General features: G+C 53.6%; 26 protein-coding genes. 3 read left to right on the forward strand and 23 right to left on the reverse strand.

Features of this window, described 5'->3' with window-relative positions:
• Positions 1 to 53: 53 nt before the first annotated feature.
• Entirely contained in the window at positions 54 to 818 is a 765-nt protein-coding gene (locus tag NSU18_RS16070) for a sirohydrochlorin chelatase (RefSeq protein WP_341014641.1), read from the reverse strand.
• A 3-nt stretch (positions 819 to 821) separates the two neighbouring features.
• Positions 822 to 1112 carry a YerC/YecD family TrpR-related protein gene (locus NSU18_RS16075; RefSeq protein WP_019913624.1) on the reverse strand — a complete coding sequence of 97 codons (291 nt, stop codon included), beginning with the start codon at positions 1110 to 1112 and terminating at the stop codon, positions 822 to 824.
• Between the two features lie 374 nt (positions 1113 to 1486).
• Here NSU18_RS16075 and NSU18_RS16080 point away from each other — a divergent pair, with 374 nt between their 5' ends.
• Complete coding sequence (locus NSU18_RS16080) at positions 1487 to 2035, forward strand: tyrosine protein kinase (RefSeq protein WP_341014642.1); 549 nt, start codon at positions 1487 to 1489, stop codon at positions 2033 to 2035.
• A 27-nt stretch (positions 2036 to 2062) separates the two neighbouring features.
• On the opposite strand, the gene corA is transcribed toward NSU18_RS16080, so the two are convergent.
• The 13 genes from corA to NSU18_RS16145 all read right to left on the reverse strand — a co-directional run bounded on the left by corA (position 2063) and on the right by NSU18_RS16145 (position 14580).
• Positions 2063 to 3022, reverse strand: coding sequence for a magnesium/cobalt transporter CorA (corA, locus tag NSU18_RS16085; protein ID WP_341014643.1), 960 nt, complete (start codon positions 3020 to 3022; stop codon positions 2063 to 2065).
• 203 nt (positions 3023 to 3225) lie between these two features.
• The gene (locus NSU18_RS16090; RefSeq protein WP_341014644.1) at positions 3226 to 4128 is read right to left on the reverse strand and encodes a response regulator; all 903 of its coding nucleotides are present in this window, start codon (positions 4126 to 4128) and stop codon (positions 3226 to 3228) included.
• A gap of 3 nt (positions 4129 to 4131) precedes the next feature.
• Positions 4132 to 5421: an ATP-binding protein gene (locus tag NSU18_RS16095; protein WP_341014645.1), complete on the reverse strand. Its 1290-nt coding sequence runs from the start codon at positions 5419 to 5421 to the stop codon at positions 4132 to 4134.
• Between the two features lie 87 nt (positions 5422 to 5508).
• Positions 5509 to 6159, reverse strand: coding sequence for an amino acid ABC transporter permease (locus NSU18_RS16100; protein WP_341014647.1), 651 nt, complete (start codon positions 6157 to 6159; stop codon positions 5509 to 5511).
• A 29-nt stretch (positions 6160 to 6188) separates the two neighbouring features.
• A complete protein-coding gene (locus NSU18_RS16105) occupies positions 6189 to 6839 on the reverse strand; it encodes an amino acid ABC transporter permease (RefSeq protein ID WP_341014648.1) in 651 nt (216 codons plus the stop codon).
• Positions 6840 to 7024: 185 nt separating this feature from the next.
• Positions 7025 to 7879, reverse strand: coding sequence for a glutamate ABC transporter substrate-binding protein (locus NSU18_RS16110; RefSeq protein WP_341149529.1), 855 nt, complete (start codon positions 7877 to 7879; stop codon positions 7025 to 7027).
• Between the two features lie 33 nt (positions 7880 to 7912).
• Complete coding sequence (locus tag NSU18_RS16115; protein ID WP_036693252.1) at positions 7913 to 8641, reverse strand: amino acid ABC transporter ATP-binding protein; 729 nt, start codon at positions 8639 to 8641, stop codon at positions 7913 to 7915.
• Positions 8642 to 8973: 332 nt separating this feature from the next.
• Positions 8974 to 9963, reverse strand: a complete 990-nt coding sequence (locus NSU18_RS16120; RefSeq protein WP_341014650.1) for an inorganic phosphate transporter — start codon at positions 9961 to 9963, stop codon at positions 8974 to 8976.
• 12 nt (positions 9964 to 9975) lie between these two features.
• Positions 9976 to 10593, reverse strand: coding sequence for a DUF47 domain-containing protein (locus NSU18_RS16125; protein WP_341014651.1), 618 nt, complete (start codon positions 10591 to 10593; stop codon positions 9976 to 9978).
• A 205-nt stretch (positions 10594 to 10798) separates the two neighbouring features.
• Positions 10799 to 11908: a DUF3048 domain-containing protein gene (locus NSU18_RS16130; RefSeq protein ID WP_341014653.1), complete on the reverse strand. Its 1110-nt coding sequence runs from the start codon at positions 11906 to 11908 to the stop codon at positions 10799 to 10801.
• 576 nt (positions 11909 to 12484) lie between these two features.
• Positions 12485 to 13261 (reverse strand): DODA-type extradiol aromatic ring-opening family dioxygenase, encoded by a 777-nt coding sequence (locus NSU18_RS16135; RefSeq protein WP_341014654.1) that lies wholly within the window; start codon positions 13259 to 13261, stop codon positions 12485 to 12487.
• 83 nt (positions 13262 to 13344) lie between these two features.
• Positions 13345 to 14175, reverse strand: coding sequence for an alpha/beta hydrolase family protein (locus tag NSU18_RS16140; protein WP_036693266.1), 831 nt, complete (start codon positions 14173 to 14175; stop codon positions 13345 to 13347).
• A 204-nt stretch (positions 14176 to 14379) separates the two neighbouring features.
• The gene (locus NSU18_RS16145; RefSeq protein ID WP_341014655.1) at positions 14380 to 14580 is read right to left on the reverse strand and encodes a hypothetical protein; all 201 of its coding nucleotides are present in this window, start codon (positions 14578 to 14580) and stop codon (positions 14380 to 14382) included.
• A gap of 185 nt (positions 14581 to 14765) precedes the next feature.
• Here NSU18_RS16145 and NSU18_RS16150 point away from each other — a divergent pair, with 185 nt between their 5' ends.
• Both NSU18_RS16150 and NSU18_RS16155 read left to right on the forward strand, forming a co-directional pair.
• Positions 14766 to 15428, forward strand: coding sequence for a DUF1129 family protein (locus tag NSU18_RS16150; RefSeq protein ID WP_341149530.1), 663 nt, complete (start codon positions 14766 to 14768; stop codon positions 15426 to 15428).
• A gap of 41 nt (positions 15429 to 15469) precedes the next feature.
• Positions 15470 to 16408 (forward strand): hypothetical protein, encoded by a 939-nt coding sequence (locus tag NSU18_RS16155; RefSeq protein ID WP_341149531.1) that lies wholly within the window; start codon positions 15470 to 15472, stop codon positions 16406 to 16408.
• Between the two features lie 461 nt (positions 16409 to 16869).
• Here NSU18_RS16155 and ilvA read toward each other — a convergent pair whose 3' ends face one another.
• The 8 genes from ilvA to purH form a co-directional block, all read right to left on the reverse strand.
• Positions 16870 to 18132, reverse strand: a complete 1263-nt coding sequence (ilvA, locus tag NSU18_RS16160; protein ID WP_341014658.1) for a threonine ammonia-lyase IlvA — start codon at positions 18130 to 18132, stop codon at positions 16870 to 16872.
• A 197-nt stretch (positions 18133 to 18329) separates the two neighbouring features.
• Positions 18330 to 20372, reverse strand: a complete 2043-nt coding sequence (locus NSU18_RS16165; RefSeq protein ID WP_341149532.1) for a methyl-accepting chemotaxis protein — start codon at positions 20370 to 20372, stop codon at positions 18330 to 18332.
• 286 nt (positions 20373 to 20658) lie between these two features.
• The gene (locus NSU18_RS16170; RefSeq protein WP_341151053.1) at positions 20659 to 21195 is read right to left on the reverse strand and encodes a PadR family transcriptional regulator; all 537 of its coding nucleotides are present in this window, start codon (positions 21193 to 21195) and stop codon (positions 20659 to 20661) included.
• Positions 21196 to 22038 (reverse strand): NmrA family NAD(P)-binding protein, encoded by an 843-nt coding sequence (locus NSU18_RS16175; RefSeq protein ID WP_341149533.1) that lies wholly within the window; start codon positions 22036 to 22038, stop codon positions 21196 to 21198.
• A gap of 84 nt (positions 22039 to 22122) precedes the next feature.
• Entirely contained in the window at positions 22123 to 22296 is a 174-nt protein-coding gene (locus tag NSU18_RS16180; protein WP_341149534.1) for a hypothetical protein, read from the reverse strand.
• A 70-nt stretch (positions 22297 to 22366) separates the two neighbouring features.
• A complete protein-coding gene (locus NSU18_RS16185; RefSeq protein WP_341149535.1) occupies positions 22367 to 23689 on the reverse strand; it encodes an SEC-C metal-binding domain-containing protein in 1323 nt (440 codons plus the stop codon).
• A 228-nt stretch (positions 23690 to 23917) separates the two neighbouring features.
• Complete coding sequence (purD, locus tag NSU18_RS16190) at positions 23918 to 25183, reverse strand: phosphoribosylamine--glycine ligase (protein WP_341014662.1); 1266 nt, start codon at positions 25181 to 25183, stop codon at positions 23918 to 23920.
• A gap of 23 nt (positions 25184 to 25206) precedes the next feature.
• Positions 25207 to 26754 carry a bifunctional phosphoribosylaminoimidazolecarboxamide formyltransferase/IMP cyclohydrolase gene (gene purH, locus NSU18_RS16195; RefSeq protein ID WP_341014664.1) on the reverse strand — a complete coding sequence of 516 codons (1548 nt, stop codon included), beginning with the start codon at positions 26752 to 26754 and terminating at the stop codon, positions 25207 to 25209.
• Positions 26755 to 26888: the final 134 nt, after the last annotated feature.

Below are 26888 nucleotides of genomic sequence, written 5' to 3' on the forward strand. Positions count from 1 at the left end.
AAGCAATGTCAGGGGGTCAGCTCCATTACCCGCGTACGAATTAACGTTGGCTCTCAAGTCTCCAGGCGCTGGAGCGCTGCTTCCACCTGCCGCTGAATCCAGCGCGGCAGCAGCGGATGCGGCAGCAGTGTCTGGCCGGAATAGGCATACTCAAGCCCCTCAAGCCGCTGCGGAATAACCACCTTAGTGAAGTACCCCTCACTCAAAAAAAGCGGAGCCACCAGCACATCATAGCCCTGCTCCTGCCAATGCTCCACCCGGCTTCTCAGGCTGTCCGGGTTCAACAGCCCGTAATCAGCTGCAGCCAGCCCGCTAACCTCCCGTACCCGCGCAGCAAGCGAAGAGATTCCCTGCTCCCAGCGCTGCCGGAAGCCGTTATGCCTGCTGCCGTGTCCGACCAGCAGTACCATCTCCCGTCCGGGATGCTGCGACAGTTCCCGAAGCTTATCCCACAGCATCTGCGCAATATCGGGATCATCATCGACAGGATAGCCATAATGAACCTTCGCGGCAACCCTGAACGGCGCAAGGTCGGTCTCCCGCTCAGGAACCGGCTTAGCGCCCAGTGCATACTCTATCTCATCGACATGCGTACTGCCGGAAGAAACAAACAAGGGGATCACAATAATATCTGTGACCCCTGCATGTTCCAGCTTATCAATTCCATCCTGTATCAATCGTCCTTCTACCAGCTCAAGGAAAGCCACTGCCACCGGCAGCTCCTCCCGGAGCATGAGATGGCTCACTGCCTCATCAACCATCGACACCCAGGCCTGATCCCGGGAGCCGTGACTGATTAACAATACACCCGGAACCATGGATTACCGGCCCAGACGTTCCAGCGTAAGCTTATAACCGTCATTGCCATAGTTCAGGCAGCGCTTCACACGGGAGATTGTTGCTGTACTTGCCCCCGTCTCGGCTTCAATCTGATTATATGTAGACCCCTTGCCCAGCATCCGCGCAACCTCAAGGCGCTGTGAGAGCGATTGAATTTCGTTCACGGTGCACAAATCATCAAAGAATACATAGCATTCTTCCATATTTTTCAATGTTAAAATAGCCTCAAATAATTGATCGATACTTTTATCGTTTAGCTTCTTTAGCTGCATCGCCCTATCATCCCCTAAGCATTAACTTAATATGACTATCTTGCCTCTACTATATTGTACTGGAGCACATTTTTCAAGCATTAACGGTTTCACGCTGTAAAGAGTGAAACCGACGGACAAACGTCCACCCCAGGCGCACACCGTAGCCGGGGTTAATTCTAATCTATTTCCGGCTTCCAGGTTAGACCGCCTTACTCATAGTACTACAAAACCGTGCAAAATCAAGCATGGACACGGTTTCTTCACTTCCTTCTTCCGTTCTATAGGCATCCGCCCTTTTCCGCTGGTATCCCGGTTACCCGGGCATTCGTCTATACCGTCTGTTCGCCCATGACATACAGTATAGCAAACCACTAACGAAGGAATGTGATCCTATGCCTCAGCATTACTATAATCATTCCCGCCAGCAAGGCCGTTCCCTGGCTGAACCCTACAATCCGTCGCCTTACCCGGGACTATCTGCTTATACACCTGCCCCGCTTCCCGGAGAACCTGAGCTGCTGCCTGCTTATGGTGCTGAAGTCACCGAGACGGCACTCGCGCTCCCTGCTGCAGAAGCTTCTACCGCGAAGGCCGGAGGCCTCCTGGGCGGACTCGGCAATCTTGGAAGTCTGGCGAATATGGAACAGCTCAAGGGAATCGTTGACCGGATGGGCGGTATTGACGGAATAGTCAACACCATGGGCAAGGTGCAGAAGGTGATGCAGGGCTTCTCACAGATGGCTCCGATGGTGAAGCTAGTGATGGGCGGCTTCGGCAAAGGCAAGGGAAGCGGAGCGGGAGAGCTCGCCGCCGAGGAGGATGCAGCCCTCTATAGCCCCAAACGGCGCAAAAAAAGACGCCCCGCCCCGAAGCGCCGCCATACCACCTCCAAAAAGCGTAAATCCGGCGGGCCTTCCTCCGTTAAGCGCCGCCGTTCCTAAGCGGCGGCGTTTAACGCGCTTTTCCCGTTACTTAAACCAGCCGCTCCGCCGGAACCAGCCGAACATTCCGATTCCCAGCACCAGCATAAGCAGCAGCACTGCGAAATAGCTGTATTTCCATTCCAGCTCCGGCATCACCCTGAAGTTCATTCCATAGATTCCGGCGATCAGCGTCAGCGGCATGAATACCGTGGTAATCACCGTGAGTGTCTTCATGATGGAATTCATCCGGTTGGAGTTGAGCGAGATATAGCTGTCACGCAGGTCGGCGGTCATTTCCCGGTCAACTTCAATCATGTCGGTCAGCTTCAGCAGGTGATCGTAGATATCGCCGAAGTAGACCCGTTCCTCCCCGTTACTCTGTACATGCTGCGAATTGACAATCCGGTACATCAGATCACGCATTGGCACAATTGTCCGCCGCAGCTTCAGCAGCCTTCCGCGCACATTGAAGACTTGGCTCATCAGCTCTTCCACCGATTCGTTACCGCCCTGGCTCTCCAGATCCGCGAGTTCATCCTCCAGCGTATACAGGGACGGGAAATACCTGTCGACCAGCTTGTCCATCACGGTATAAGCAGCGGCCATCGGCCCGCCCGACCAGCCCTTGCGGCTATGAATCTCAGCTTTGACCATCTGCCACGCTTCCTCCATCTCCGGCTTGTCCTGATGATGGTAGGAGACGAGGAACTTCGGGCTGAGGAACAGGTCGATCTCTTCAGCCTCCAGCGTCCGCTCATTCAGCGAATGCAGCACGAAGAACTGCACATCCTCGTAATAATCCAGCTTCGGCCGCTGCAAGACATGCATACAATCTTCAATCGCCAGCGGGTGAAAATGAAAATAGGTGTCCAGCCTCAAGGTTTCTTCCTCCGTCGGCATAGCGAAATCCGCCCAGATCCAGGAATAATCATCCAGGATGATATCCTGAAGCTGCAGATCGGTCAGTACTTCACCTGTATGCGTTACGGCAAGTGTTCGTATCATAATATAATTCCTCCGCCCTATGTAGGCAATCCGCAGCAGAGCCGCGCTATTCTAGTTGCTTTCTCCCATTGTACCGCATGTCCCCGCAAAAAAATAACCGCCAGCCCGCTGAACAGCGGCTCCGGAGGTTTCTTGGGTCTTGCCTCTATAGTTGACGATGCCATTTGCTCTGAAGGGCCCGGACCCATAGTCCCGTATCCGGCTTAGCGGCCCAAGCCTTCCAGCACCTCCAGATGCAGCACCTGCAGGAATTTCTTAATGTTCACCTTCACCTTGCCGCTATCCCGGCCCTGTTCAATCTCCTTCATCTTCAGGCGCACCTCTTCAAAGTCGAAATACAGCGGCGCATAATGCTCGAACTTCGGATTCCCGTAATCCGTCAGACCGATGGACGCGAGACTTGTCAGACCCGCCGCCAAGGCGCGGCGCAGACGCTGTTCGATAGCCTTGACCTCTTTGGCTGCCTCCGCAGGCACCGGTCTGTACTTGGCAGCAGTCAGCTCATACAGTTCCTTCAGGGATGGAAGACTTCCGCTCTTCCCTTCCGCTACCGCCAGTTCCATGATCGTGATAATATCACGGCTGCCATTCTCCGAAATCATGCCCATATTCATCAGAATCGGCTGGACAATTTCCTTAACGGTCCGCTTGCCCGGCGGCAGCTGCGGCAGTCCGAACTGCAGGCCCTCCAGCTTGCCCAGCGTCAGCTTGATCTCATCCAGATAACGGCCCATGGCGTAACGTTCATTCACTTTATATAGAACAGATTCGACTTCAATCTTATTGATCGGCTTGCGGATGAAGAATTCAATTCCGCTCCTGTAGGCGCGGCTGACCATATCCCCGTTCTCAATCTGCGAGATCATGACGAATTTGGAGCGGCAGCCCTGTGCCTGAAGAGAGAGGATAGTCTCAATCCCGTCCTGGTCCGGCATCAGCAGATCCATCAGCACAATGTCCGGGGTCTCGCTCAGGATCAGAGCAACCCCTTCCTGTCCGCTCGCTGCAGTACCCGTCACCTCACCAAGCCCGCTGTCCTCAATAATATGCTGCAGCATTCTTCTCGCCGACGCGTCGTCATCTACAATACAGAATGATAGCGGCATCCTCTATTCCTCCTTCCGCAGCTTCATGCTCGGCACTGTAATCTGGAACATCGCCCCTCCGGTATGCGATACCGGCTGAACCGTAATGCTTCCCTCGAACATATTCACTATATCCCGTACATGAGAGAGCCCGATCCCTGTGGCAGCGATGCCCTCTTCATCGAATTTCGTGGTGAAGCCCGGCTCGAACAGCAGGTGGAGATCATGCTCCCCGATGCCCGTCCCGCTATCAGTCACTGTCAGAATCGTCATACCGTCCTGCTCAAAAGCGTTCAGATGGATGCTGCCTGTTCCTTGGATGACTTCCACCGCATTGGCGGTGAGATTGTTAAGCAGGGTCAATAGAGGAATGTAGCTGTCGGTTGTGTAATCGGAGGTGATGCGAATATGGAACTTAATCTCTTTGCCCAGCATTTCCGCATATTTGGCATTGCTCTTGACCGCGAACTGCAGAATGCCCGATAACGGCATGTCCCCGTTCACCTCACGCTCCACCAGCTTCACCAGTCCTGCCAGAATCCGCTGCGAATCCTTCTTCACCTCATGGAGCTGCTGGGTGATGTCGAGTACCTGCCGGCTGTAACGCCTCGTACCTTCCCCGTCCTTCAGCTTACTGTACAGCTCGAAGCTGTTCAGCGTTACCTGCTCCAGGGTGCCTATAGACTTCTTCAGATAGAACACTTCCCCGTACAAGCCGGAGCCGAATCCAAGCATCTGTTGGGTCCGTTCATGCTGCTCCCGCTCCCGGATACGCAGCTGGCTGACAGAGATGCTGCTGTATACGCCAGTGGTGAAATACGTTCGCAAGACCGCAATTGCCATCAGGTACGTCCACTCGTTCAGCCGGAAGGTAGCCGAATCCAGCACAATCAGCCGGGTCAGCAGCTCCATTTCATTGGACAGGAGATCGATCACCGCAGCAACGGCGCCCAGCACCAGCGGATGGAAGGTATCGATCCGGCTCTTGATGATATGCATCAGTGCGCCGAACACCATGTAATAGATCATTGCCGAGAAGTGGCTGCTAAGGCTCTGCTCTACCGTCAGTCCGCTTCCCTCCACCATATCCATAGCAGTCCGGAACAACAGCACGACCACCCCGGTGGCACAGCCTGTGCGGATATACGGCAGCTGCCTCATCAACAACAGGAAGAGGAGAAAGGCGCTGCTGCCCATGGCAATGCGGAAGACATCTCCGTCAAACGGGTTGATCTTGAATTCTCCGGCTACCGCAGTAACAGCGGCCACCAGCAGAATCTGTACCGCCTTCATTCTCAGAATCGATTGTCCCATCGCCACTGCTCCTGCCTAGAGAGGTTGACAACTATAGTATCATAGCCGCACTGGATTGAATATGGCTTAATCCTCATTCGGCTAAGGTTATACCGCTCTGTGCTCAAGCCTTCTGGACAGCAGCGACAGCAGGTAATTGACGACAAAATAAATCAGGGCAACCAGCGCCAGCGTAGGGATCGCATAGCTGTAGCTGTGGCCGATGACAATGTTGGCGTTATGCATCAGCTCCGGTAGTGAAATCACAACAGCAAGCGAGGTATCCTTCAGCAGGGAGATGAACTGGCTGACCAGTGGCGGAACCATCCGCCGCAGCCCCTGGGGAAGCACGATATGCCATAAGGTCTGTACATTGCTGAGACCGGAGGAACGCGCCGCCTCAATCTGCCCCTTGTCGATCGACATTAAGCCTCCGCGGACAATCTCGGCAATCATCGCCGCCTCGAAGATGGTTAATGCCGCAATGGCCGCAGTAATCAGTCCGAGCTTGATCCCGACCTCCGGCAAGGCGAAGCGGATGAAGAAGATGATCAGCAGCAGCGGCAGATTACGGATCAGCTCCACCAGGTAGAACATGACCGGAGACAGCACCGGCACCTCCGAGTAGCGGATGACGCCAATGATACAGCCGATGATAAAGCTCAGGAAGATCGATACAAAAGCAACAATCAGCGTTACATACAATCCGTCCAGCAGAAACTTCAGATTCTCGGCAGAGTATGCACCTGTGAAATCCATAATATCCCTCCTTTAGCTCAAGCGTTCTCTTAATATTTGCGCTGCAGTCTACGCTCCCAGACCCGCACGCCGTAGCTGAGCGGAAGCGTAAGCACCAGATAGAATACCGCTACGAAAATGTAGGTGTCAAAGGTACGGTAAGTCTCTGTAGAGATCCCGTCGGCGAAGTACATCAGATCAAGACCGGCCACCAGAGTCAGTACCGAGGAGTTCTTAATCAGGTTAATGAACTGGTTGCCGAGCGGTGGAATGACCAGTTTGATCGCCTGCGGCAGAATGATATGCAGCATCGTCTGTATGTAGCTGAGACCGGAGGAACGGGCCGCCTCCATCTGTCCCTTGGGCACGGCCATAATTCCGGCACGGATCGCTTCGGCGATGAAGGCCGAGGTATATACGGCGAGTCCGATGGTTCCTGCCTTGAAGCCGTCCAGTGTGAAGCCCAGAGCGGAAGGCCCGTAATAGAAAATATACACGACCAGCAGCAGCGGGATATTGCGGATGAATTCCACATACACCGCGCCGAACCAGCGCAGACCCTTCACTGAAGTAATACGGAAGACGGCAATGACCGCACCGATCAGGAAGCTGCCGATCAGGGCCAGCACACTGGACAGCAGCGTACCGTAGAAGCCTTCCATATAGAGTCCAAAGTAGTTCGTTAATATTGAGAAATCCATTAATGTTCACCTGCCTTTACCTGTGGATGAGTTCGTTCCTGCCCGGCTCGACTGCCGTTCCTACAAACAAGTAGAAACGGCGTTGCCGTCCTTGGAAAAGGCGGTACCGTTTCTACAAGAAATTAGTGTGTAACCTATATATTTATTCTTCCCTTGGATGAAGCTAGCCCTTGCTTGGAACAGGCTTATTTAGCCGGAGCTTTACCAATCCACTTCGTATAGATGGCATCATACTCCCCATTCGCCTTCAGTTCAGCCAGTGTATCATTAATCGCCTTAACTACATCTGCGTTGCCTTTCTGAACCGCAATGCCGTAAGGCTCATCCGTGAACGGCTTCCCCACCACCTCGAAGCCCGGGTCCTGTGAAGCCATTCCGTACAGAATCGCATCATCCGTAGTCAGCGCATCCCCTTGGCCCGCCTTGAGCGCACTGAACGCATCCTGATAGTTATCGAATTCAAGCACGGTTACGCCCGGCACCTTCTCTTTGATATTCTTGATCGAGGTTGCCCCCTTGGAGCCGAGGATCTTCGTATCCTTCGTAACGCTCGCAAGGCCTGTAATCGGGCTGCCCTTCTTCACAAGCAGCGACTGCCCGGCCTGGAAATAGACGTCAGAGAAATCTACTTCCTTCTTGCGGTCCTCCGTAATAGTCATGGTCGCCACAACCATATCAATCTCGCCGTTATTCAGCATCGGGATACGCGTCTTGGAGGTGACCTCCTTCAGTTCAATGGCATTCTCGTCACCGAGAATTTTCTTAGCGATGGCCTTGGAGATGTCGATGTCGAAGCCTTCCACGTTGCCGGAGGCCGGGTCCTTCAGACCGAACAGGCGGGTATCGAACTTCACGCCGACGAGCAGCTTACCGCGCTCCTTGATCTTGGCAATGGCCGCAGAGTCTGCTGCTGCCCCTCCGGCTGCATTGCCGCCTGCCGCAGGTTCGTTCTTGCCCTTGTTGTTGCCGCATCCGGCAATGACCAGCATGGCCGCAATCATCAGCACACTTAACACCTTGAAGCTCTTGGACATTTTCATTTCGGTTCCTCCCCGGATTCCTATTTATTTAATTTAATGGCTTAATACACGGCTGAGAAAAGTACGCGTCCGCTCTTCCTTCGGGCTGGCGAAGAAGGCTTCCGGCTCCGCCTCTTCCACGATCTGCCCTTGATCCATGAAGATAACCCGGTCCGCCACCTCGCGGGCAAAGCCCATCTCATGGGTCACAACGACCATCGTCATGCCTTCGCGGGCCAGGGCGCGCATAACATCAAGCACCTCCCCGACCATCTCCGGGTCCAGCGCCGAGGTCGGCTCGTCGAACAGCATAATCTTCGGCTTCATCGCCAGACCCCGGGCAATCGCCACCCGCTGCTGCTGTCCGCCGGACAGCTGGGAAGGATAGGACTCTGCCTTGTCGGCAATGCCGACCTTCTCCAAATAATACATTGCGGTCTTCTCCGCTTCCGCTTTGCTTAAGCCCAGTACCTTCACCGGGGCCAGCGTGATGTTATCAATGACCTTTTTGTGCGGGTACAGGTTGAAGTGCTGGAAGACCATTCCGATCTCTTTGCGCAGGGTATTGATATCTGTCTTGCGTTCGTTTACAGTTATACCGTCCACAGTTAATCCGCCGCTCGTGATCGTCTCCAGACGGTTAATGCAGCGCAGCATCGTGCTCTTGCCGGAGCCGGAAGGACCGACTACAACAACTACTTCCCCTTCCTGAACATGCAGGTCAATGCCCTTCAGTACATGGAATTGTCCGTAATGTTTGTCTACCTGATGAAAGTCGATCAATGGCCAGGCCTCCTTTGTCTATTCGGGTGTTTGTCAGCAATGGTAACACTTAAAACAAACCTTACTTCAGAGACTACCAAATCCTACATAATACTACGCAAAATTCATTTCTCATATGTTATTTTCTTTTAAATATGTGATGTATTTCATTTTCTTTTTATGCCTATTAACATTTTTTATCAGATTCGTGTAGCCTTTTGTGACATTCCTCTCTTGAAAAATCAAATAACCTCCGCTTAGGCCGGGGCTTACCGCTGAACGCAAAAAAAGATGTCCTAAAGCCATCCATGGCTTCTGCGACATCTTGTCCAGGCAATCTATTCTGTTCAGTCTTAGAAGAAGAGCTTGAAGATCACTCCCGACAGCAAGGCGCTGATCGGAATGGTAATGAACCAGGTAACCACGATCCGTCCGGCCACTCCCCATTTGACAGCGGAGAAGCGCTTGGCTGAACCTACACCCAGAATCGATGAGGTAATCGCGTGGGTTGTACTTACCGGAAGATGCAGCAGCGTAGCCGTGAAAATAACAGAGGCCGCCGAAATATCCGCCGCGAAGCCGTTGATCGGCTCGATTTTAAAAATCTTCGTGCCCATCGTCTTAATAATCTTCCAGCCGCCGATAGACGTTCCGAGTGCCATGGATGTAGCCGCTGCAATCTTAACCCAGAGCGGAACCTCCATCGTATCGAGCCGTCCCGAGGTGACGAGGGCAAAGGTAATGATCCCCATCGCCTTCTGCGCATCATTCGTACCATGGGTGAAGGATTGCAGCGCGGCCGTCACGATCTGCATCGAACGGAAGCCCTTGTTGACCGTATGCGGACTGCGCTTCGCGAAGATCCACTTCAAGATCGTCATCACAATATATCCGATTACAAAAGCGATCAGCGGGGAGAAAATCAGCCCCTCTACGATCTCAATGAACCCGCTCCATTTGATATGCTCTGTACCTGCCCCGACATACACCGCACCGGCTAACGCACCGATAAGCGCATGGGAGGAGGACGAAGGAATACCCAGCCACCAGGTGACCAGATTCCAGATAATTGCCGCAATGAGCGTCGCTGTGACAATGTCTATCCCGTTATCCAGCAGGGTCGGATCGGTAATGCTGCCCCCGATCTTCTTCGCTACGCCGGTGAACATCAATGCGCCGATAAAGTTCATCGAGGCGGCCAGCATGATGGCTGTACGCGGCTTCAGCGCACGGGTCGAGACAGAGGTAGCAATTGCATTAGCGGTATCATGGAACCCGTTGATGAAGTCGAACGCCAGCGCAAGAAAGATAACAAAAGCTAATACATATATAGATGTATCCATATTTAAGGCCCCTTATGAGTTACGCATGATGATCGATTCCAGCATGTTGGCTACGTCTTCACATTTATCCGTGGTGGTCTCGAGCCGCTCATACAATTCTTTGCGCTTAATCAGCTCAATCGGGTCCTTCACAGTCTCGAACAGGGCCTTGGTGCAGATACGCAGGACTTCGTCGCCCTGGTTCTCCAGATCATTCAGACGGATGGTGTATTCGCGGATCGCCAGCAGCTTCTTCTGGGAGAGCAAATGAACCGCCTTCTGGATCTCGTATGCACTCTGGCGGAGAATCTCTGCGAACTGAACAATATATTCATCCGCATCCAGCAGGTTATACATATAGAAACGCGAGGCAGAGGCCTCCAGACCATCAATGACATCGTCCATGCTTGTGATCAGATCCATGATGTCGTCCCGCTCCAGCGGCGTAATGAACGTCTTGTTCAATTCCTTGATGACAGTATGGGTGTAAGTATCGCACTGGGATTCGTATTTCTTCATCTCCCCGGCGAAGTTCTCCACATTGCCCTGGAGACTCGAGATATTCTGAGCGAAATAATCCGCAGCCTGAACAATGGTGTCAGCCATGTTTTCCAGCGTCTCAAAGAATATATCCTTTTTTCTGAGCTTCATTAGTCTAAGACCCCTTTACATAATATTGCCGTGAAAAAAATGAAGTCATTCCATGTAAACCGCATGAAAATGAATGACAACCCTTGTTATCTTATCATATCGACAGAAGGGATAGAAGACAAAAAAACGAACTTTTTTACACTATAATAACAATTCCCTGTAATCGCGAAAATAATCATCCGAACATTCAATTCTCCAGCCGGCCTTAGCGGGATGCAGGCGCCAGCTCATATTCGACATGACTGCTGAACGAGGGGCTGTTCGGGACAATCAGAATATGGGTGATTCCCGGGAACATCAGCGCCTCCTTGCCGTCCTTCTTCACAAACCGGATGACGTCTCCGGGGCTGCGCGACCATTTGCCGTTAATCGCTACGCCGCGCTGTAACAACACCGCTTCTCCTCCCAGCTCCGTATCCACCTGCAACCGGCCTACATCGTCCAGCACCTTATGATCCGAACCCATCACGATGATGTTCGCCGCTTCCACCGGACGGTTATTATTCAGATCCAGATGCGGCTTGCCGTTCACCAGGCGGGCATACGTGCGCTGCTCTGCGTTGTATTGGTACCCGACATTGTAGCTCTTCAGCAGGAAGTTCACACTCAGCGCAAGCGCCGGGGTGCCCTCCACAGGTATGTAATCCGGATCATTGAAAAGAAACCCGGGGACCTTCACGTTCTCCTCATACCCCAGCTTCGTTGCCCCTTCTCTAAGCTTAGCGGCATTACTGTACAGGTTATGGGGAGCCTTGCGTTCCTTGTCCCGCCAGAAGTAGGCACCCGCGCGGCCGATTTCGTCCATATCCGCCTTCTTCTGCCGTTGCAGAATGGCATAAGCGTCCGGACTGCCTCCGGCATGCACCGTTATGCCGCCGTAGCTCTCGCCGATATCGATCAGATACGGGCGGATACTGCGGATCGGTCCGATCTTCACCACCCCGGCATGACTCTGAAAGATACCGATCAGCCGGGTAATACCGCCCTCGGCCAGCACCTCGTACAGAATATCCGCCTCGCTGATCCCGGATTGCGGACGGGCCGCCGGAGCATTATTGATCATAACCGCGAGCGGACGTGGCAGGCTCTCCTCCTCAGCAGGCAGACCTGTTAAGACGGAGACCGCTATTGGCGGGGCCGGCGTTGCTGTCGGCGACGGCTGCGTAACTTCGGTCGGCTGCGCCTGGGCTGTAGGCGCTACCACCCGCACAGGCACAGGCGTTGCCTGCTCTTCCCCGCAGGCAGAGAGCAGCACGGCGGCAAGGACTAGAGCATATACAGGACGGGATACATAACGGTTCATCGATATAGACACGTTGTTCCTCCTAATCGTAAGTTACAGCTTGCTTCCTTCATTTAATCATAGCTGGCAGAGTTTGTCTTGAGTGCAGCAAAAATCTTCACAGAACGCACTACCTCACACATTTCCTGGTGGGTACATCTAAGCCTCCTTACGGCTGGATCAGACCCAATGCCTATTGCTGTTGCTGCTCATGATCCCATCGGCTCTACACCAATTATCCGCTCTACGTCAATCAACCGCTCTACGTCACTCATTCGCTCTATGCAATAAATGGATAAACGTATCTTAATTTGGAGGATTTGACTCATTCAGGGGAATTAATTGGATAAACGTCATTTAATTTCGTGAGTTTTGTCCAATTTGATTTTTCGTCGATTATTAAGTGTTGATTTTCCAACTGTTGCCGGAAAGGTGATGTACCGTTCCTGAACAAGGGGAGAAAATCCACCTGCTGTTCCGTGCTTCCTTATGCGCCGGTTTGGATATCCGCCCATTTTTGAAATATATACTATCCCCGGTAACGAAAAAAGGACACAGCCTGATTAACGGCTGTATCCTGTACCCATTCGTTTGACATTCATATAGTAGTCAGTCAAGCATCCAGCAGTTCAGGCTGAGTGTACCGTATTGGTAGGCCTGAATCATTAGCTGTGCCCGTCTGCCTTCATCGGCTGCCCCCATTACATAGAAGAGCGGGATAAAATGCTCCTTGCCGTAGGCAGGTACAGCCTCCCTCACATGCGGCGCTTGCTTCTCATACGCATACAGGGAGCGAAGATCCCAGGCCTTAAGCCGCCCTGCAATCCATCCGTCGAAGTCAAGCGCCCATTGCTCCGGCTGATCCTTCTGCTTCAGCAGTCTGAGATTATGCACCAGACCGCCGCTGCCAATCAGGAGGACACCTTCCTCGCGCAGCGGTGCAAGCATCCGGCCGATGTTGTACTGCTCCTCAGGCGAGCGGAGCGAATCCACAGATAAGGCCACGACCGGAATATCCGCCTGCGGGAACATGGTGCTCAGGATAACCCATGCGCCATGATCCAGACCCCGGCCCAGCACGGGCTGATGGGGCAGATTACTATTCTTGAACAGCTCCGAAATACGGTTGCTGAGTGCAGGATCACCTGGAGCAGGATAACTCAGCTGATACATCTCTTCCGGGAATCCGTAGAAATCATGCTGCGTTTCATGCTGTGCGTCCACTGTGATCAGCTGATCGGGACTGTCCCAATGAGCTGAGAAGATCACAATGCCGCGGGGCTTCCCCAGATCCGAACCCAGCCGCTGCAGGAAACGCGTATAGTCGTTATCCTCAAGTACCAGCAGCGGAGAGCCGTGCGCAATGAAAAAGGCCGGTAATTTCATAGGGTAAGAGCCTCCATTTCCGGTATGGTCTTCCCCTTTATTTTACAGCTAATTCCCTGCCATTGCGAGTGCCGTTACCGCTCCTATATCATCCAGTTCTGCCATTCCTCCTGCAGATGCTCCTGCTGGTTCATCCAATCCCGGGTACGCTTCAGCACCTGCTCCTGCGCCGGACCCGAAGAGAAGGTATGATCGCCCTGGAAAATAATCTCCTTGTCGCACCGTCCTTCCGGCCGGGTCCAGAACAGCTTCTGGTAGAGGAACGCATAATCTACAGGAATCACATCGTCGGAAGTCCCGTGGATAACCAGCACATCGCCGCTGAACTTCCCTGCCTCTTGGAACGGCTGGAAAGCGGCCAGGGAATTGAAGTATACCGGAGTGAACGAATAGCCGGCGTAATCGGCCGAACCGCTCTTCACCGACCGGTCGAAGGCTTCCCTGCCGACAATCTTGACGATGTCATTGAAGGGATAGCCGACGGCTGACCACAGTACAAGATTCTTCACTCGCCGGTCACGGACACCGGTCAGCAGCGCCACCGCGCCGCCCAGACTGTGTCCGATCAGCGTCACACGCTGCGGGTCCACATCGGCCGAGCTGATGCCGTAATCCAGCACCGCCCGGGTCTGCCCGATCATCGACTCCATATCCTCACTGCCGTAATCGCCGCTGCTCTCCCCGCAGCCTGCATAATCGAAACGGATTACCATATAGCCATCCTGCGCCAGCTCCCGGGCGGCCTTGACGAAGATCCGGTCGACACCGATCCGGCTGCCCACGAAGCCGTGGCAGATCACTGCAAGCGGCACCCGGTTCTTGCACCGTCCTGTCCCTGCCCGGTCTGCGGCCGGATAATGTATGCTCGCTGTCAATTCCTCTCCGTTATGCCGGATGATGATATTCCGTTCCATTGCGGCGTCCTCCCCTGATTCACTAATTTATTTTAAATTATAATAATTCCGATTAATTTAGTATGATTAATACTTCTATTATATTATCTGTACTAATTTGTTGTCAATACGCATGAAGCCAGCAGCTTACATCAGCTCTACAGGAGAAAAGGCCCCTTCCACTCCCTCTGGAGCGAAAGAGGCCCATATCCGCTTAGGCATCACTCAGTCATAGCTGTCGTGAAACATGTCGTGTGTCTCCTGCCGGCCTTCCCAATCCCCGAGCCCGTCCTCCTGGCCCTGACCCGCAGCATCCCATAGGCTGAAGCCGTCAGAATTGCCCCAGTCCCCCACATCATTAGTCGGTGCAGGCGTGGTACCGCCGTTCACAGCCTTGCCCGGATCCTGCTTGTTCTCCTGTTCCATAACGCTCCCTGCCTTCCCTCTAGCTATAGTTGGTGAAGCCACCACCTCTTCAGTGTTTACTCTTCCAAAAGGATTATTCAGACCTTCGTGAACGAACGTTGTCCTTGCACACGGCTGGTTCACAAACGTATACTCTAGGTTGAAGGTATCCTGATCACTCAATGCTGGAGGTATAGGTCCACACTATGAAAGTCAAAGCTATGATTAAGCAGAACAACCTGCTGCGGGAGCAGATGACGCCGTCTAACCGCTCTTATTTCGAAGATATGATTCTGGCGATGCGCGCCAGTTCAGTAGATGCTGTACGTGCAGAGGAGCTGCTGCTGGAGGCGGCCGCGCTGCTGCTGAAGGGACAAGCCAAGGGGAAGAACGCCAAGCAGGTTTTTGGCGAGAAGCCCGGCGATTATTTCAAGGACGTGATGGACAGTGCCCCGCCGCGCACACCGCGAAGCCGGCTGAAGAACTCCCTGATGATCTCCTGGTCCGCTCTGACCCTGCTGTTCGGGACGATGGGCATTGCCGGCCTGATTACACAGTGGAGCGGCGGTCCGCACGAACTCTTCGGCCAGCTTAGCCTGTTCACTCTGGTCGTTGTCGGCGCAGGCTCCATCGTGCTGGTTGAGCTTATTATGAAATGGATGGCCTCCCTCTCGGAGGACGACAGTCCGAAGCCTAAGACCTTCGACATTAAGGCCCTGGGCATCTATATCGGAATTGCCGTGATTGCGGTATTCGCCGGCATATTCCTCGATAATCTGTTCCCGGTCATTCCGGTCTCGCCCTGGGTCAGTCTGGCTCTGGCCGCCGCCGGAGGTCTAGGGCTGAAATTGATATTCTTCCCATCTTAGAGGCTGTATCCCACATCCATTCCACACAGGAGGAGACACGAATGAAAAAGCATGCCGTTCTATCCGCCGCAATCGCCCTGCTCATAGGGCTTCAGTCAGGCGCAGCCGGACAGGCCGGTGCTGAAGGCAGCGGAAGCAGCCGGACAGGCACTTCCGGTACAGCTGCGAGCGCTAAGACTGCCAGCCATGCAGAAGCGGTCTATACGGCCGCGCTGCCGCTGCTGTCCAGCGGTAACCTGCCGGGAGCCATTGCCTATATGAAGACGAAGTTATATGCAGTCACTCCGTATCAGGCGACTGTACTGACGCTGAAGCTGGAGAACCTGCATAAGGCGCTGCTCCCCTCCTGGGAGAAGAAATTCAGCAGCAGCGAGGTCCAGCGGAAGCTCCTCACCGTCTACAGAGGAGGAGTCAGCATGGAGAAGCTGGCTGAGAGTACGGATAACGCCGCCCTGCGCGCCCTGCTGCAAAGTGCGGGAGAGAGCGGGTACAAGCTGGATACCGCCGAGGGAAGCTTTTACCCGGTGATTGATTATGCGGCTTACCGCAAATATAAGCCTTATGTAACGGAGGATATCAGCAGCTATATTTCCATTATGGCGGCTGAATCCGATCTGCCTCCTTCCAAGGATAACGGGCTGATCATTGCCTGGGGCGAGGTGGCCGACCGTGCGCTGACCCAGGAGCAATTCATCCAGACCTATCCCAAATCCAACCGGGTGCAGGCCGTCAAGAAGCTGTATGACCAGTATGCTGTGAACACCTTCTACGGCCAGAACAACACCCCGCTCTTCCATTACGATAATCTGGAGATGGATCTGGAGGCGCAGAAGGCCTACACCGGAATCCTGGCCAAGAACAGCGGCACAAGCGCCTTCCTGCAGAAGCTTGAGGGCTTCATGAAGCTGATGAAGAGTAACGGCTACCTGCTGGACGACGAGGCGAAGCAGTATTTGAAGACTGAGGTGCCTCAGCTGTAGGCGGTTCAACTACATCCCATACAAGACACAATTATCCTAACGGGTGAAGGATGCTGATGCCTCATCGCCTTCTGATGATATTCATCCAGCCCATATGCCTTTTGGCCACCTTGCAGCCGGTTTTCGCATACGATCTGAAGGGCTTCTTCCTTTCTTGGAGGTGCTCCGCCTATCTCTTGCCCTTTCTAAGCGTTTTCTCTCACCGAGCGCTTGATGGAGCCGGATTGTTGCACATTTTGCAGGATTTCTCTAAAAATGTTACTGGATAAGCTACATTGTTGCATCATTTGCAGAAATTCTGGTGTTTAGTGCAAGTTAGGGCTGGCTTTGTTGCATTTCATGCAGGATTCCAGCATAAGTCGCTTCTATGGGGCAGTATTGCTGCACTTCTTGCAACATTCCCCTAAAACGGGAAACAGCCCCGTCCGCAATCACGCCGGACGGGGCTGTTTTCTATAAGATTAGATCAGCATACTGAACAGATTGACATCCTTGTTAATCTCCACGTAATCGACGCCCTTCTGCTTCATCCGCTCAATCAGCGGGGCGTAGGCATCGGTGGACATCAGCTCAATGCCGACCAGGGCCGGGCCGTTCTCCTTCTCATTCTTCTTCGTGTACTCGAACCGGGTGATATCATCGTCAGGTCCGACTACCTCGGTCAGGAACTCGCGCAGGGCACCCGCACGCTGCGGGAAGTTGACCATGAAGTAATGCTTGAGCCCTTCATAGATCAGGGAACGCTCCTTGATCTCCTGCATCCGGTCAATATCGTTGTTGCCGCCGCTGACGATGCAGACCACGCTTTTGCCGCGGATCTGATCACGGTACATGTCCAGCGCAGCAATCGGGAGGGAACCGGCAGGCTCCACCACAATGGCGTTCTCGTTATACAGCTCCAGAATAGTGGTACACGCCTTGCCCTCCGGCACCTTCACCACATCATCCAGCAGCTTCGAGCAGATATCGAAGGTCAGGCCGCCCACACGCTTCACCGCCGCGCCGTCTACGAACTTGTTAATCTCCTTCAGGGTGACCACCTCGCCGCTCTCCATAGCCTCAATCATCGAGGCTGCGCCGCTAGGCTCCACACCAATAACCTTAGTTGCCGGGCTCACCGTCTTGATATAGGTAGCTACACCGGCTGCCAGCCCACCGCCGCCGATGGTGACGAACACGAAGTCCGCAGGCTTGTCCAGATTCTCCATCACCTCCATGGCAATGGTACCGTTGCCGGCAATAATACGCGGCTCATCGAACGGATGAATCAGGGTCATGCTATGGTCAATGCAAGCCTGCAGCGCTTCATCGTAAGCATCATCGAAGGTATCACCCTTCAGAATTACCTCGACGAATTCGCCGCCGAAGCGCCGGACCTGCTTAATCTTCTGATTAGGAGTAGTGCTAGGCATGAATATCTTGCCTTTGATGCCTAGTGCCTTGCAGGAATAAGCCACCCCCTGGGCATGATTGCCCGCGCTGGCGCAGACGATGCCCTTGGCTCTGTCTTCGTCAGACAGACTGCGGATCATATTATAGGCTCCCCGGATTTTGAAGGAGCGTACAATCTGCAGATCCTCACGTTTCAAATATACATTACAGCCGTATTTGGCCGACAATACCGCATCCAGCTGGAGCGGCGTACGGACGATAACCTCCCGCAGCACATGGTGTGCGCGTACAATATCTTCCATTCCTACGATCCGGTTTTCGCCTTCTCTCATGTTTTCCCCGCCTCACTGTCTCTTTCTTATCGTTTCGCTTCTTGTAACATACTCTTCCAAGGACTTTTTTTCAACCCTTGTCCTCTCCACACACCATAACATCCACTGAGAGTGGAATGGAGCGCAGGAGCACCCTGCCGATAAGCAAGCGGGCGGTCCGGCTTCTACCAGCCGGACCGCCCGCTCAACGCAGCCCCCTATACCTTAAACCTCGACACTGCACTCAGCAGCTGCGCCGAGCTGAGCTTAATCTCCTCCATCTCCGCTACGATGCTGCCGGAACGCCCGATGATCTGCTCCGCTCCGGCAGCAATGGCCCCCGCTCCTTCCGCCCCCTCATTCGTCGCACTGCTTGTCTCGCTGATCGCTGTAAGCATGCTCTGAATGGAAGCGAGCAGCTCTTCCGAGGTGGCGCTGAAATCCGTCACCAGCTCCTCAATATACCTGGCATCCTCACTGTACCGCTCTCCGGTCTCCTGCATGGCATCGTAGTCCTTCTTCACCTGGCTGTCCATGAAGCCAAGCATACTCTCCGCAGCCTCCACCAGATTGGACACCGCCTGCACAACCGCTCCAGTCACTCCCTGGATCTCAGTCACCGTCTCACGCGAATTATCGGCTAGCTTACGGATCTCCTCCGCCACTACAGCGAACCCCCGGCCCGCTTCTCCGGCCCGTGCCGCTTCAATTGAAGCATTCAACGATAACAGGTTGGTCTGGGCGGCAATCTCCAGAATGGCGCCCGTAAGCGCGCTGATCTGCGAGATCGACCCCGACTGTTCGATGGCCGTGCGCAGCTTCTCTTCACTAAGCCCATACACGCTATCCGCATGTGTGCGGGATTCCCAGGCTCTCTCCTTCAGCCGCTCCGCCCGTACGTTAATTTCTCCGGCGGCTTCCGCCCCCTCCTGGGCTTTGCGGGCAATCCCATGGATCGCAGCCTTGACCTGGATTGTGCTGGCATTCATTTCCTCCATCGAGGCGGCGGTCTGCTGCAGACCTGCCGACAGCTCCTCCGTAACTCCTGAGATATCGGTGATGCTGCCGTCCAGCACGAATACGTTCTGCTCTGTATTTCCTACCGCTCCCGAGATACTCTGCGAGCTGTGCATAATCTCCTGAATCAGCGACTGCTGCGACTCAATCATATCGTTGAAGCTCTCGGCCAGCACCCCGATCTCGCCTCCCGCGGTCACTCTTGCCCTTACCGACAGGTCTCCGTCCTTCGCCTGCCCGAACGCAGCTGTGAGCAGCGGAATCTGCTTCAGGATACTGCCCGAGACCAGATACAGCAGGACAGACAGCACCGCAATTGAAGCAATGATCGAGAGGAAGAATATCAGCTCAAAGTGCTTCAGCGCAAGCTCCGCATGCTTCTGCGGTACGATCAGTGCGACTGACCACTGGTTAGCCACAGCCGGTGAATAGGATACATAGCTGGGCTCGCCATCTATTTCTGTCTGGAAGACATTCGAGCCCCACTGCAGCATTTTATCGCCAACAGCCTTCCACGATCCGCCCAGGTCAGCCATCTTCTTCAGCAGGATATGATCCGGATTGGGATGGTAGATGAACGTCCCTGTCTCATCAATCAGCACGGCATAGCCGCTGCCCTTATAATTAAAAGCGCCCAGCGCCGCTGTAATCTGCTCAATCGAAATATCTGCACTCGCCACACCGAGCAGCTTGCCTGAATCATCAAGCAGCGGTGTGCTGACACTGACGACCATTTTGCCTGACCCGGCATCAATATAAGGATTGGTAATGGTAACACGCTTGTTCGCAGCCGTAGCGGAATACCAGCTTCGCTCCTTCAGCACATAGTCTGCCGGAGGCTCGAATTCATCCTGGGTAATCACCTTGTTCACCGCATCCAGACCTATGTATACATTGAGCAGATTCTTATTGTTGTTCTTGATCAGGTTCAGCGTCTGGATCAGCTGCGCGTACCCGTCCGTAGTCTTCAGCGTCTGCGCATCCTTCACCCTCGGGATGAAATCGCGGAGATAGGCATTGGCATTGAGCAGCGCCACACTGTCAATAGCAGGCTGCAGCAGGTCACTGACCTGCACCCCGATCTCCCCTTTCTCGTACGTCAGTGAGCTCTTCAGCCCGTCCACGATAAGCTGCTTGGCATTGCTGTAGATCACTATAGACACCGCTATGAAAATAACCACCACAGACAGAATCACCGACAAAAACAGCTTGCTACGAATCCCCATATTCCTTAATGCTTTCATACAACTCCCCCATCCCCATGTCAATAGACTCAGGCCTTAAGCTCTACCTGCGGCTATTCTCTGTCTTTTCGACTTATTTCTGCAAAAAATCCCTTTATCCCTTTACCGTTTCTCCGCAAGCTGTGAAAGAACTGTGTCCATGTCAGGTATTTTCTCATGATTACCCTGTTAAACACCCGCTTCTTCCGCATTTACGCTTATTCATGTCAGGTTTTTTGCACAAAAAAATACTCCCTTGTCTCTGCTGTATTCAGCAAATAAAAGGGAGTATGGGGAGTACACCGTCCTACTGTTCCAGCAGCTCCTGAAACCACTTCAGGTTGAGTTCATGGTGTGCTCTGACATTATTCATCATCGATTTGGCCGTATCGTAGATCTTATCTTGCTTGGCATCCAGCGCATAGTCAATTTCAGCAATTTTGCGCCGTGTCTGTTCCATCTGCACCGCTACAGCCGCCTTGAATTGCTCAGGATCATATTGGTGGGCGAACAGCGTAGTCATATAAAAGGCTAACGTAATATCGTCCGTCTGCACCGAGTATTTGGCCATCAGTCCTTTGAAATGCTCGTCACCCTGCGGGGTAATCTCGTAGATGTATTGCTCGGGATAGTTGTTCACGCTAACGACCTCCACCAGCCGGACCAAGCCTTCACCCGCCAGCTTCTGGAGGTTGTAATACAGCGATCCCTTCGTCATATGGATAAGGTAGCGGTAATCCCGTTCCTTGAAGACACTGAGCAATTCATAAGCGCTGGATTGTCCGCAATCCTTCAGCAGACCCAGTATAAGTAAGGGTATAATAGTGAATTCCTCTTTCTGTATTTATTGAAAATCACCGAGATGCTCCGCAATCCATTCTCTGAACGTATAAGGCTCCCGGCCAAGAATCGTCAGCACCGTATCTGTCACGGCGAGCTTGTGCTTCAGGCTATACTCCCAGTCCTGGACTCTAAGGGTGATATACTCTTCAGCGATGTACTTACTCATATAGGAACGGAAGTCCCCGATCGTCTGCTCTTCCAGTTGAATCGATTGTCCAAGCTGCTTGGAGATTTCCGTCAATATGTTCCGCTGGCTAAGAATATTTGCTCCTGTGAGCGTCAAGACCTGCCCGGAGAATCTGTCAAAATCCGCTACTACCTCACTGATCACTTCGGCAATATCAGCTTCATGCACACTGGCCAGCTTAGCCTCCAGGGCCGGTAACCGGATCGTCCCCTTATTGTATCTAAAAAGGTCCCTCCAGTAAACGGTATTGTGCATGAACGCCTCCGCCCGGATGAACACATACCGAAAGCCATACGCCTGTATCTGCTCCTCGACCTTCTTATGCTTCATGGCGTTCTCATTGTAACCGGCATCCGAGCGGTTGATGGAGGCTGAGGATAAAAACACGATGTTCCGTACACCCTTGTCCCGGGCAGCCTGGAGAATCTCTTCGGCATCATCCAGCAGAATCAGGAATAAGGTCTCCACACCGCTCAGGCTGTCTGACCAGACGCTGCACTCCTTGATATCGCCGGTGACGACACTCATATGATCGCTCTGATCGCTTATCAGCTTCTCCGGTGTCCGGGTGAGGGCCTTGAAATGGACAGCCTTAGAATTGAGGTGATGTACAACCCGATTTCCGACAGTTCCAGTTGCTCCAGTAATAAATAACATTAGGAGGACCTCTTTTCAGATAGTTTAGTCTAATTAGACTATAATTCATAATATAGTCTAATTAGACTAAGTTGGCAAGGGGTTTTATATGTTGCCCAATCCCACCGCCATTGTAGTCGGTTTTCCGATTACATTGCGCTCACCTACCCCCGCCACCGCCATTGTAGTCGGTTTTTCGATTACATGGCGCTCATCTACCCCCGCCATCGCCATTGTAGTCGGTTTTTCGATTACATGGGCGGTGTGCGGTGAAATCACGGAGGTCGCTCCTAATTTCCATAAAAAAACACAGCCCCGAAGGACTGTGTCTGGTATTCATCTATAGCGTCTATTGCTTCAGCATCCACTTAAGCAGGTCCGGCAGGCTCGCCCACAAGCGCGAGTGCATAATTACATATTCAATCGCTTCATTGGGATCACCCATACCGACAAAATCCGGAAGATTATTCGGCAGCCGCTTCAAGCCCAGCAGGTAATCCGGCACATGCTTGTTCACTCCGCGGGCTATGCGGTAGAGCATTTTGAGCTGCGAGGTAATCCCGTTCTTCTTGAACTCCAGCACAATCCGGTCATAGGCAAAAGCCGCCGCCGCATCCTCTTCACCGTAGTTCTTAATGATCCGCTCTGCTGCTTCAAGCTGGTTGCTATACAGATATACAGCAGTCAGCAGATAGCGGGCACCGGTATTATCATCCTTATTAAGCTCCAGAATATGCTCCAGCATCTCTGTTGCTTCCTCCGCCTTACCGCCGAACCAGCAGGATTCCGCGTAGCTCTGGCAGATCCGGATATAAGGACGGGTCTCATAGAGCCCCCAGAAGAACCCTTTATGCTTCGTAAAATAAGACTCGCCCAGCTCCCGTCTGCCTGCGGCGATTCCCGCCTTCAGCAGCTCCCGGGCGTCCTCCTCATTCTCCGTCTCCTCGGCGAGAATAAGGTAGGCTTCCGGGCAGTCCGGATAGAGCTCCAGCGCCTTCTCCGCCAATTGGACCCGCCGCTTCGCAGAGGTTGCCTCCATAGCTTGGGCCAGAAGGGTCTGCGCCTTCTCCTGCGGAGTTTCGTCTCCGTTCAGCGCCATCAAATCGTCTGCTTCCCCGGTCATGCCGTATTCCTCGACATAGTTATAGATCTCTTTAACCTTGCGGGAGATCGTGGCCGTGGTAATCGCGTATTTGTCTGCCAGCTCCGCCTGCGACAGCATGAAGCCGTATTCCTCGGACAGCAGGTATTCGATTGCCGCACAGAAGGAGCCTGTCTTCTTCACGGCCGGCTTGGTCTGGCGGGAGAAACCGTTCCACAGCAGCAGTGCCTCCAGAATCAGCTCCCGGTCATACTGGTCTCTCATACGCTCGATCAGCTCCAGCGCCAGCTGTTCATGGGCCGGATGCTCCCAGCTCAGCTCCTTCGTCACCATCTTCTTGAGCTTGGGCAGCGTTAGCTTGGCCGCAGCAGGAGCAGCACTTACCGTAGCCGGCTGTTCCTCTTGCACGATTACGCCGGGGATGGTTACAGGTGCTTGCGCAGCTGCATCTCCTGCGTTAACCAGCCGCAGCATCGACTGGGCTGCGGCTCTGTCTTTCTCCATGCAGCATTTCTTATATTTGTTCCCGCTTCCACACGGGCATAAGTCGTTTCTTCCTACCTTACTCAAAACTAATTCCCCCTTAAATCAGTAACTGTACATCCGCATAAGCATCGCTGTTATTGTACTATAATAGCATTCGTAGCGCGAAACATATGAATGCTTCAATTTTAAAAAAGGCCTTTCCTTAGAAAGGAAAGACCCTTTATCTGTATATATCCGCACATTTTCCCCCGTACGAGTTGTATTATAGCACTTCTCCTACAACTTGTCAGTCCTTTTTTTGGGACTTTCTCCTCAGACCAGTGCCTTCATTGCGATATCACTGCGGTTCTGTTTACCCGCAAACGTAATAGTCTCCGCACTGGCATAAGCTGATGTACGTGCTTCGGCAATGGTTGCCCCCAGGCCTACCACTCCAAGCACGCGGCCGCCGGTAGTCACCCAGCCGCCGTCCTCGCTGCGTGCAGTTCCAGCATGGAAGACCAGTGCCGAGCCGCTGTCTTCCAGCCCGCTGATCGGCACTCCCTTCGGATAAGGCCCGGGATATCCCTCCGAGGCCAGGACCACGCAGACTGCCGCCTCATCGCTCCACTCGATCGGAATATCGGCGAGTCTGCCTTCGGTCACAGCCAGGAAGATCTCCAGCAGATCGCTCCGCAGCCGGGGAAGAACCACCTGGGTCTCCGGGTCCCCGAAACGGGCATTGAACTCAATCGTCTTCGGTCTGCCGTCCGGCGAGATCATCAGCCCGGCGAACAGCACTCCGCTGAAGGGCCGCCCCTCTGCTACCATCGCTCTGGCTGTCGGTTCAATAATCGTCTCTACCGCTTCACGGATGATCGCTTCATCGATATGAGGCAGCGGGGAATAGGTACCCATGCCCCCCGTATTAGGTCCTTTATCGCCGTCGAATACAGGCTTATGGTCCTGGGCCGCAGCCATTGGCCGCACCGTTTCGCCATCCACGAACGCCAGAATCGACATTTCCTGCCCGGCAAGGAACTCTTCAATGACTACCTGCGCACCTGCTTCCCCGAAAACCTTGTCGACCATGATCTCCTGAAGGGCCTGCTCCGCTTCCTCCCGGGAATACGCCACGGTTACCCCTTTGCCTGCGGCCAGGCCGTCCGCCTTGATGACAATCGGCAGCGCTTGGCTCCGCAGATAAAACAGGGCGGTCTCATAATCGCTGAATTTCTCGTACGCGGCTGTCGGAATGCTGTATTTATGCAGCAGATCCTTCATGAAGGTCTTGCTGCCCTCAATCTCTGCGGCATTCTTACGCGGGCCGAATACACGGATATCCTGGGCTTCGAAGGCATCGACAATGCCTGCAGCGAGCGGATCATCCGGTCCGATCACCACCAGACCTACCTCTTTTTCCTTGGCAAAAGCGGTCAGCTTATCGAACTCGAAGACGCCGATCGGCACACATTCCGCAAGCTGCGCAATCCCGGCATTGCCGGGAGCGCAGTAGATTTTACCGGCACGGGGACTGCGGGACAAGCTCCAGATGATCGCATGCTCGCGTCCGCCGCCGCCGACTACTAAAATATCCATAAGACTCTGATCCTCCCAGCGTGCTAGTGTTTGAAGTGGCGTACGCCGGTGAAGACCATGGCAATGCCGTATTCATTGGCAACCTTAACCGACTCTTCGTCCTTGATCGAGCCTCCCGGCTGAATCACTGCCGTAATGCCCGCCTTCGCAGCCATTTCCAGAGTATCGCCCATCGGGAAGAAAGCGTCTGATGCCAGCACAGCCCCCTTCGCTTTCCCGCCTGCTTGCTCAATGGCAATCTTGGCCGCACCGACACGGTTCATCTGTCCTGCACCTACACCGACCGTCATATCGTCAGCCGCCAGCACGATGGCGTTGGACTTCACATGCTTCACGACCTTCCAGCCGAACAACAGCTGCTTCAGCTCTTCTTCGGTAGGCTTACGGTCGGTTACCACTTGCAATTCCTCAGGATTCACAGAATGTACATCACTCTCCTGCACTACCATACCTCCTTCAACAGAGGTGACCACAAAGCTGCTCTTTCGGGATGCGGCAGTGCTGAGGTGGCCAAGCTTAAGCAGGCGGATGTTCTTTTTCTTGGTCAAAATGTCCAGTGCTTCCTCGGTGAAGCCCGGTGCAAGCACGATTTCGAGGAAAATATCCTTCAGCAGATTAGCCGTGTCCGCATCAATAATCCGGTTGGCAGCCACAATTCCGCCGAAGATGGAGGTAGGGTCCGCATTGTACGCTTTTTGATACGCTTCATAGACACTAGTGCCCACGCCGACTCCGCAAGGATTCATATGCTTCACGGCTACAACGGCAGGCTCCTCGAACTCTTTGACAATCTGGAGCGCCGCGTTCGCGTCATTGATATTGTTGTAGGACAGCTCTTTGCCGTGCAGCTGCTCGGCAGCCGTCAGGGTATCCTGCGCCGCCAGCGGCTTGCGGTAGAACGCAGCCTTCTGATGCGGGTTCTCCCCGTAACGCAGATCCTGGATTTTCTCATAAGTGACCGTATAGCGCTCCGGCAGCGGTTCACCGGTGACATTCGCCAGATAATCGGCAATCAGGGCGTCGTAAGCCGCCGTATGGCGGAAGACTTTGGCCGCAAGACGTTTGCGGGTTGCAAGGGTTGTATCCCCACCGGCGCGTACTTCTTCAAGCACATTCGCATAGTCGGCCGCATCGACCACCACACTGACAAACGCATGGTTCTTCGCCGCAGAACGCAGCATCGTCGGTCCGCCGATATCAATGTTCTCGATCGCCTCTTCATAAGACACATCCGGCTTGGCAATCGTCTCCGCGAACGGATACAGATTCACCACGACAAGGTCGATGTAATCAAGGCCGAGCTCATTCATCTGACGGGTATGCTCTTCGTTGTCACGAACGGCCAGGAGGCCGCTGTGTACGGCTGGATGTAAGGTTTTGACGCGTCCATCCATGATCTCAGGGAAGCCGGTAACATCAGAGATGCCAATGACCGGAACGCCTTCCTTCGCGAGAAGTGTGCTGGTGCCGCCTGTGGAGATAATTTCTACGCCTAATGCAGACAACTCGCGGCAAAAATCCACGATGCCCTGTTTGTCCGATACGCTGACCAGCGCTCTCTTGATACTCACTTTGAATAGTCCTCCTCTGGATTGACGCTAGATTATTGGGGTGTTGTAAGAGTTACTTGATGGATCAGCTGCTCTTGAAGACGGCTTGCCCCCACTCATTGGTGCAGCTGATTTAGTTGGATTTTTGTCATCTA

The organism is Paenibacillus sp. FSL H8-0048, assembly GCF_038002825.1.
Lineage (GTDB): Bacteria > Bacillota > Bacilli > Paenibacillales > Paenibacillaceae > Paenibacillus_AQ.

What these genes read in the sequence shown, in the direction of transcription:
- NSU18_RS16150 (WP_341149530.1), top strand. Translation starts at nt 14,766, where the DNA reads ATGAAAGTCAAAGCTATGATTAAGCAGAACAACCTGCTGCGGGAGCAG.
- NSU18_RS16110 (WP_341149529.1), bottom strand. Translation starts at nt 7,879, where the DNA reads ATGAAAATGTCCAAGAGCTTCAAGGTGTTAAGTGTGCTGATGATTGCG.
- NSU18_RS16100 (WP_341014647.1), bottom strand. Translation starts at nt 6,159, where the DNA reads ATGGATTTCACAGGTGCATACTCTGCCGAGAATCTGAAGTTTCTGCTG.
- NSU18_RS16120 (WP_341014650.1), bottom strand. Translation starts at nt 9,963, where the DNA reads ATGGATACATCTATATATGTATTAGCTTTTGTTATCTTTCTTGCGCTG.
- purD (WP_341014662.1), bottom strand. Translation starts at nt 25,183, where the DNA reads ATGGATATTTTAGTAGTCGGCGGCGGCGGACGCGAGCATGCGATCATC.
- ilvA (WP_341014658.1), bottom strand. Translation starts at nt 18,132, where the DNA reads ATGAGAGAAGGCGAAAACCGGATCGTAGGAATGGAAGATATTGTACGC.
- NSU18_RS16175 (WP_341149533.1), bottom strand. Translation starts at nt 22,038, where the DNA reads ATGTTATTTATTACTGGAGCAACTGGAACTGTCGGAAATCGGGTTGTA.
- NSU18_RS16090 (WP_341014644.1), bottom strand. Translation starts at nt 4,128, where the DNA reads ATGCCGCTATCATTCTGTATTGTAGATGACGACGCGTCGGCGAGAAGA.
- NSU18_RS16155 (WP_341149531.1), top strand. Translation starts at nt 15,470, where the DNA reads ATGAAAAAGCATGCCGTTCTATCCGCCGCAATCGCCCTGCTCATAGGG.
- NSU18_RS16140 (WP_036693266.1), bottom strand. Translation starts at nt 14,175, where the DNA reads ATGGAACGGAATATCATCATCCGGCATAACGGAGAGGAATTGACAGCG.
- NSU18_RS16080 (WP_341014642.1), top strand. Translation starts at nt 1,487, where the DNA reads ATGCCTCAGCATTACTATAATCATTCCCGCCAGCAAGGCCGTTCCCTG.
- NSU18_RS16165 (WP_341149532.1), bottom strand. Translation starts at nt 20,372, where the DNA reads ATGAAAGCATTAAGGAATATGGGGATTCGTAGCAAGCTGTTTTTGTCG.
- NSU18_RS16145 (WP_341014655.1), bottom strand. Translation starts at nt 14,580, where the DNA reads ATGGAACAGGAGAACAAGCAGGATCCGGGCAAGGCTGTGAACGGCGGT.
- NSU18_RS16135 (WP_341014654.1), bottom strand. Translation starts at nt 13,261, where the DNA reads ATGAAATTACCGGCCTTTTTCATTGCGCACGGCTCTCCGCTGCTGGTA.
- corA (WP_341014643.1), bottom strand. Translation starts at nt 3,022, where the DNA reads ATGATACGAACACTTGCCGTAACGCATACAGGTGAAGTACTGACCGAT.
- NSU18_RS16070 (WP_341014641.1), bottom strand. Translation starts at nt 818, where the DNA reads ATGGTTCCGGGTGTATTGTTAATCAGTCACGGCTCCCGGGATCAGGCC.
- NSU18_RS16125 (WP_341014651.1), bottom strand. Translation starts at nt 10,593, where the DNA reads ATGAAGCTCAGAAAAAAGGATATATTCTTTGAGACGCTGGAAAACATG.
- NSU18_RS16075 (WP_019913624.1), bottom strand. Translation starts at nt 1,112, where the DNA reads ATGCAGCTAAAGAAGCTAAACGATAAAAGTATCGATCAATTATTTGAG.
- NSU18_RS16105 (WP_341014648.1), bottom strand. Translation starts at nt 6,839, where the DNA reads ATGGATTTCTCAATATTAACGAACTACTTTGGACTCTATATGGAAGGC.
- NSU18_RS16095 (WP_341014645.1), bottom strand. Translation starts at nt 5,421, where the DNA reads ATGGGACAATCGATTCTGAGAATGAAGGCGGTACAGATTCTGCTGGTG.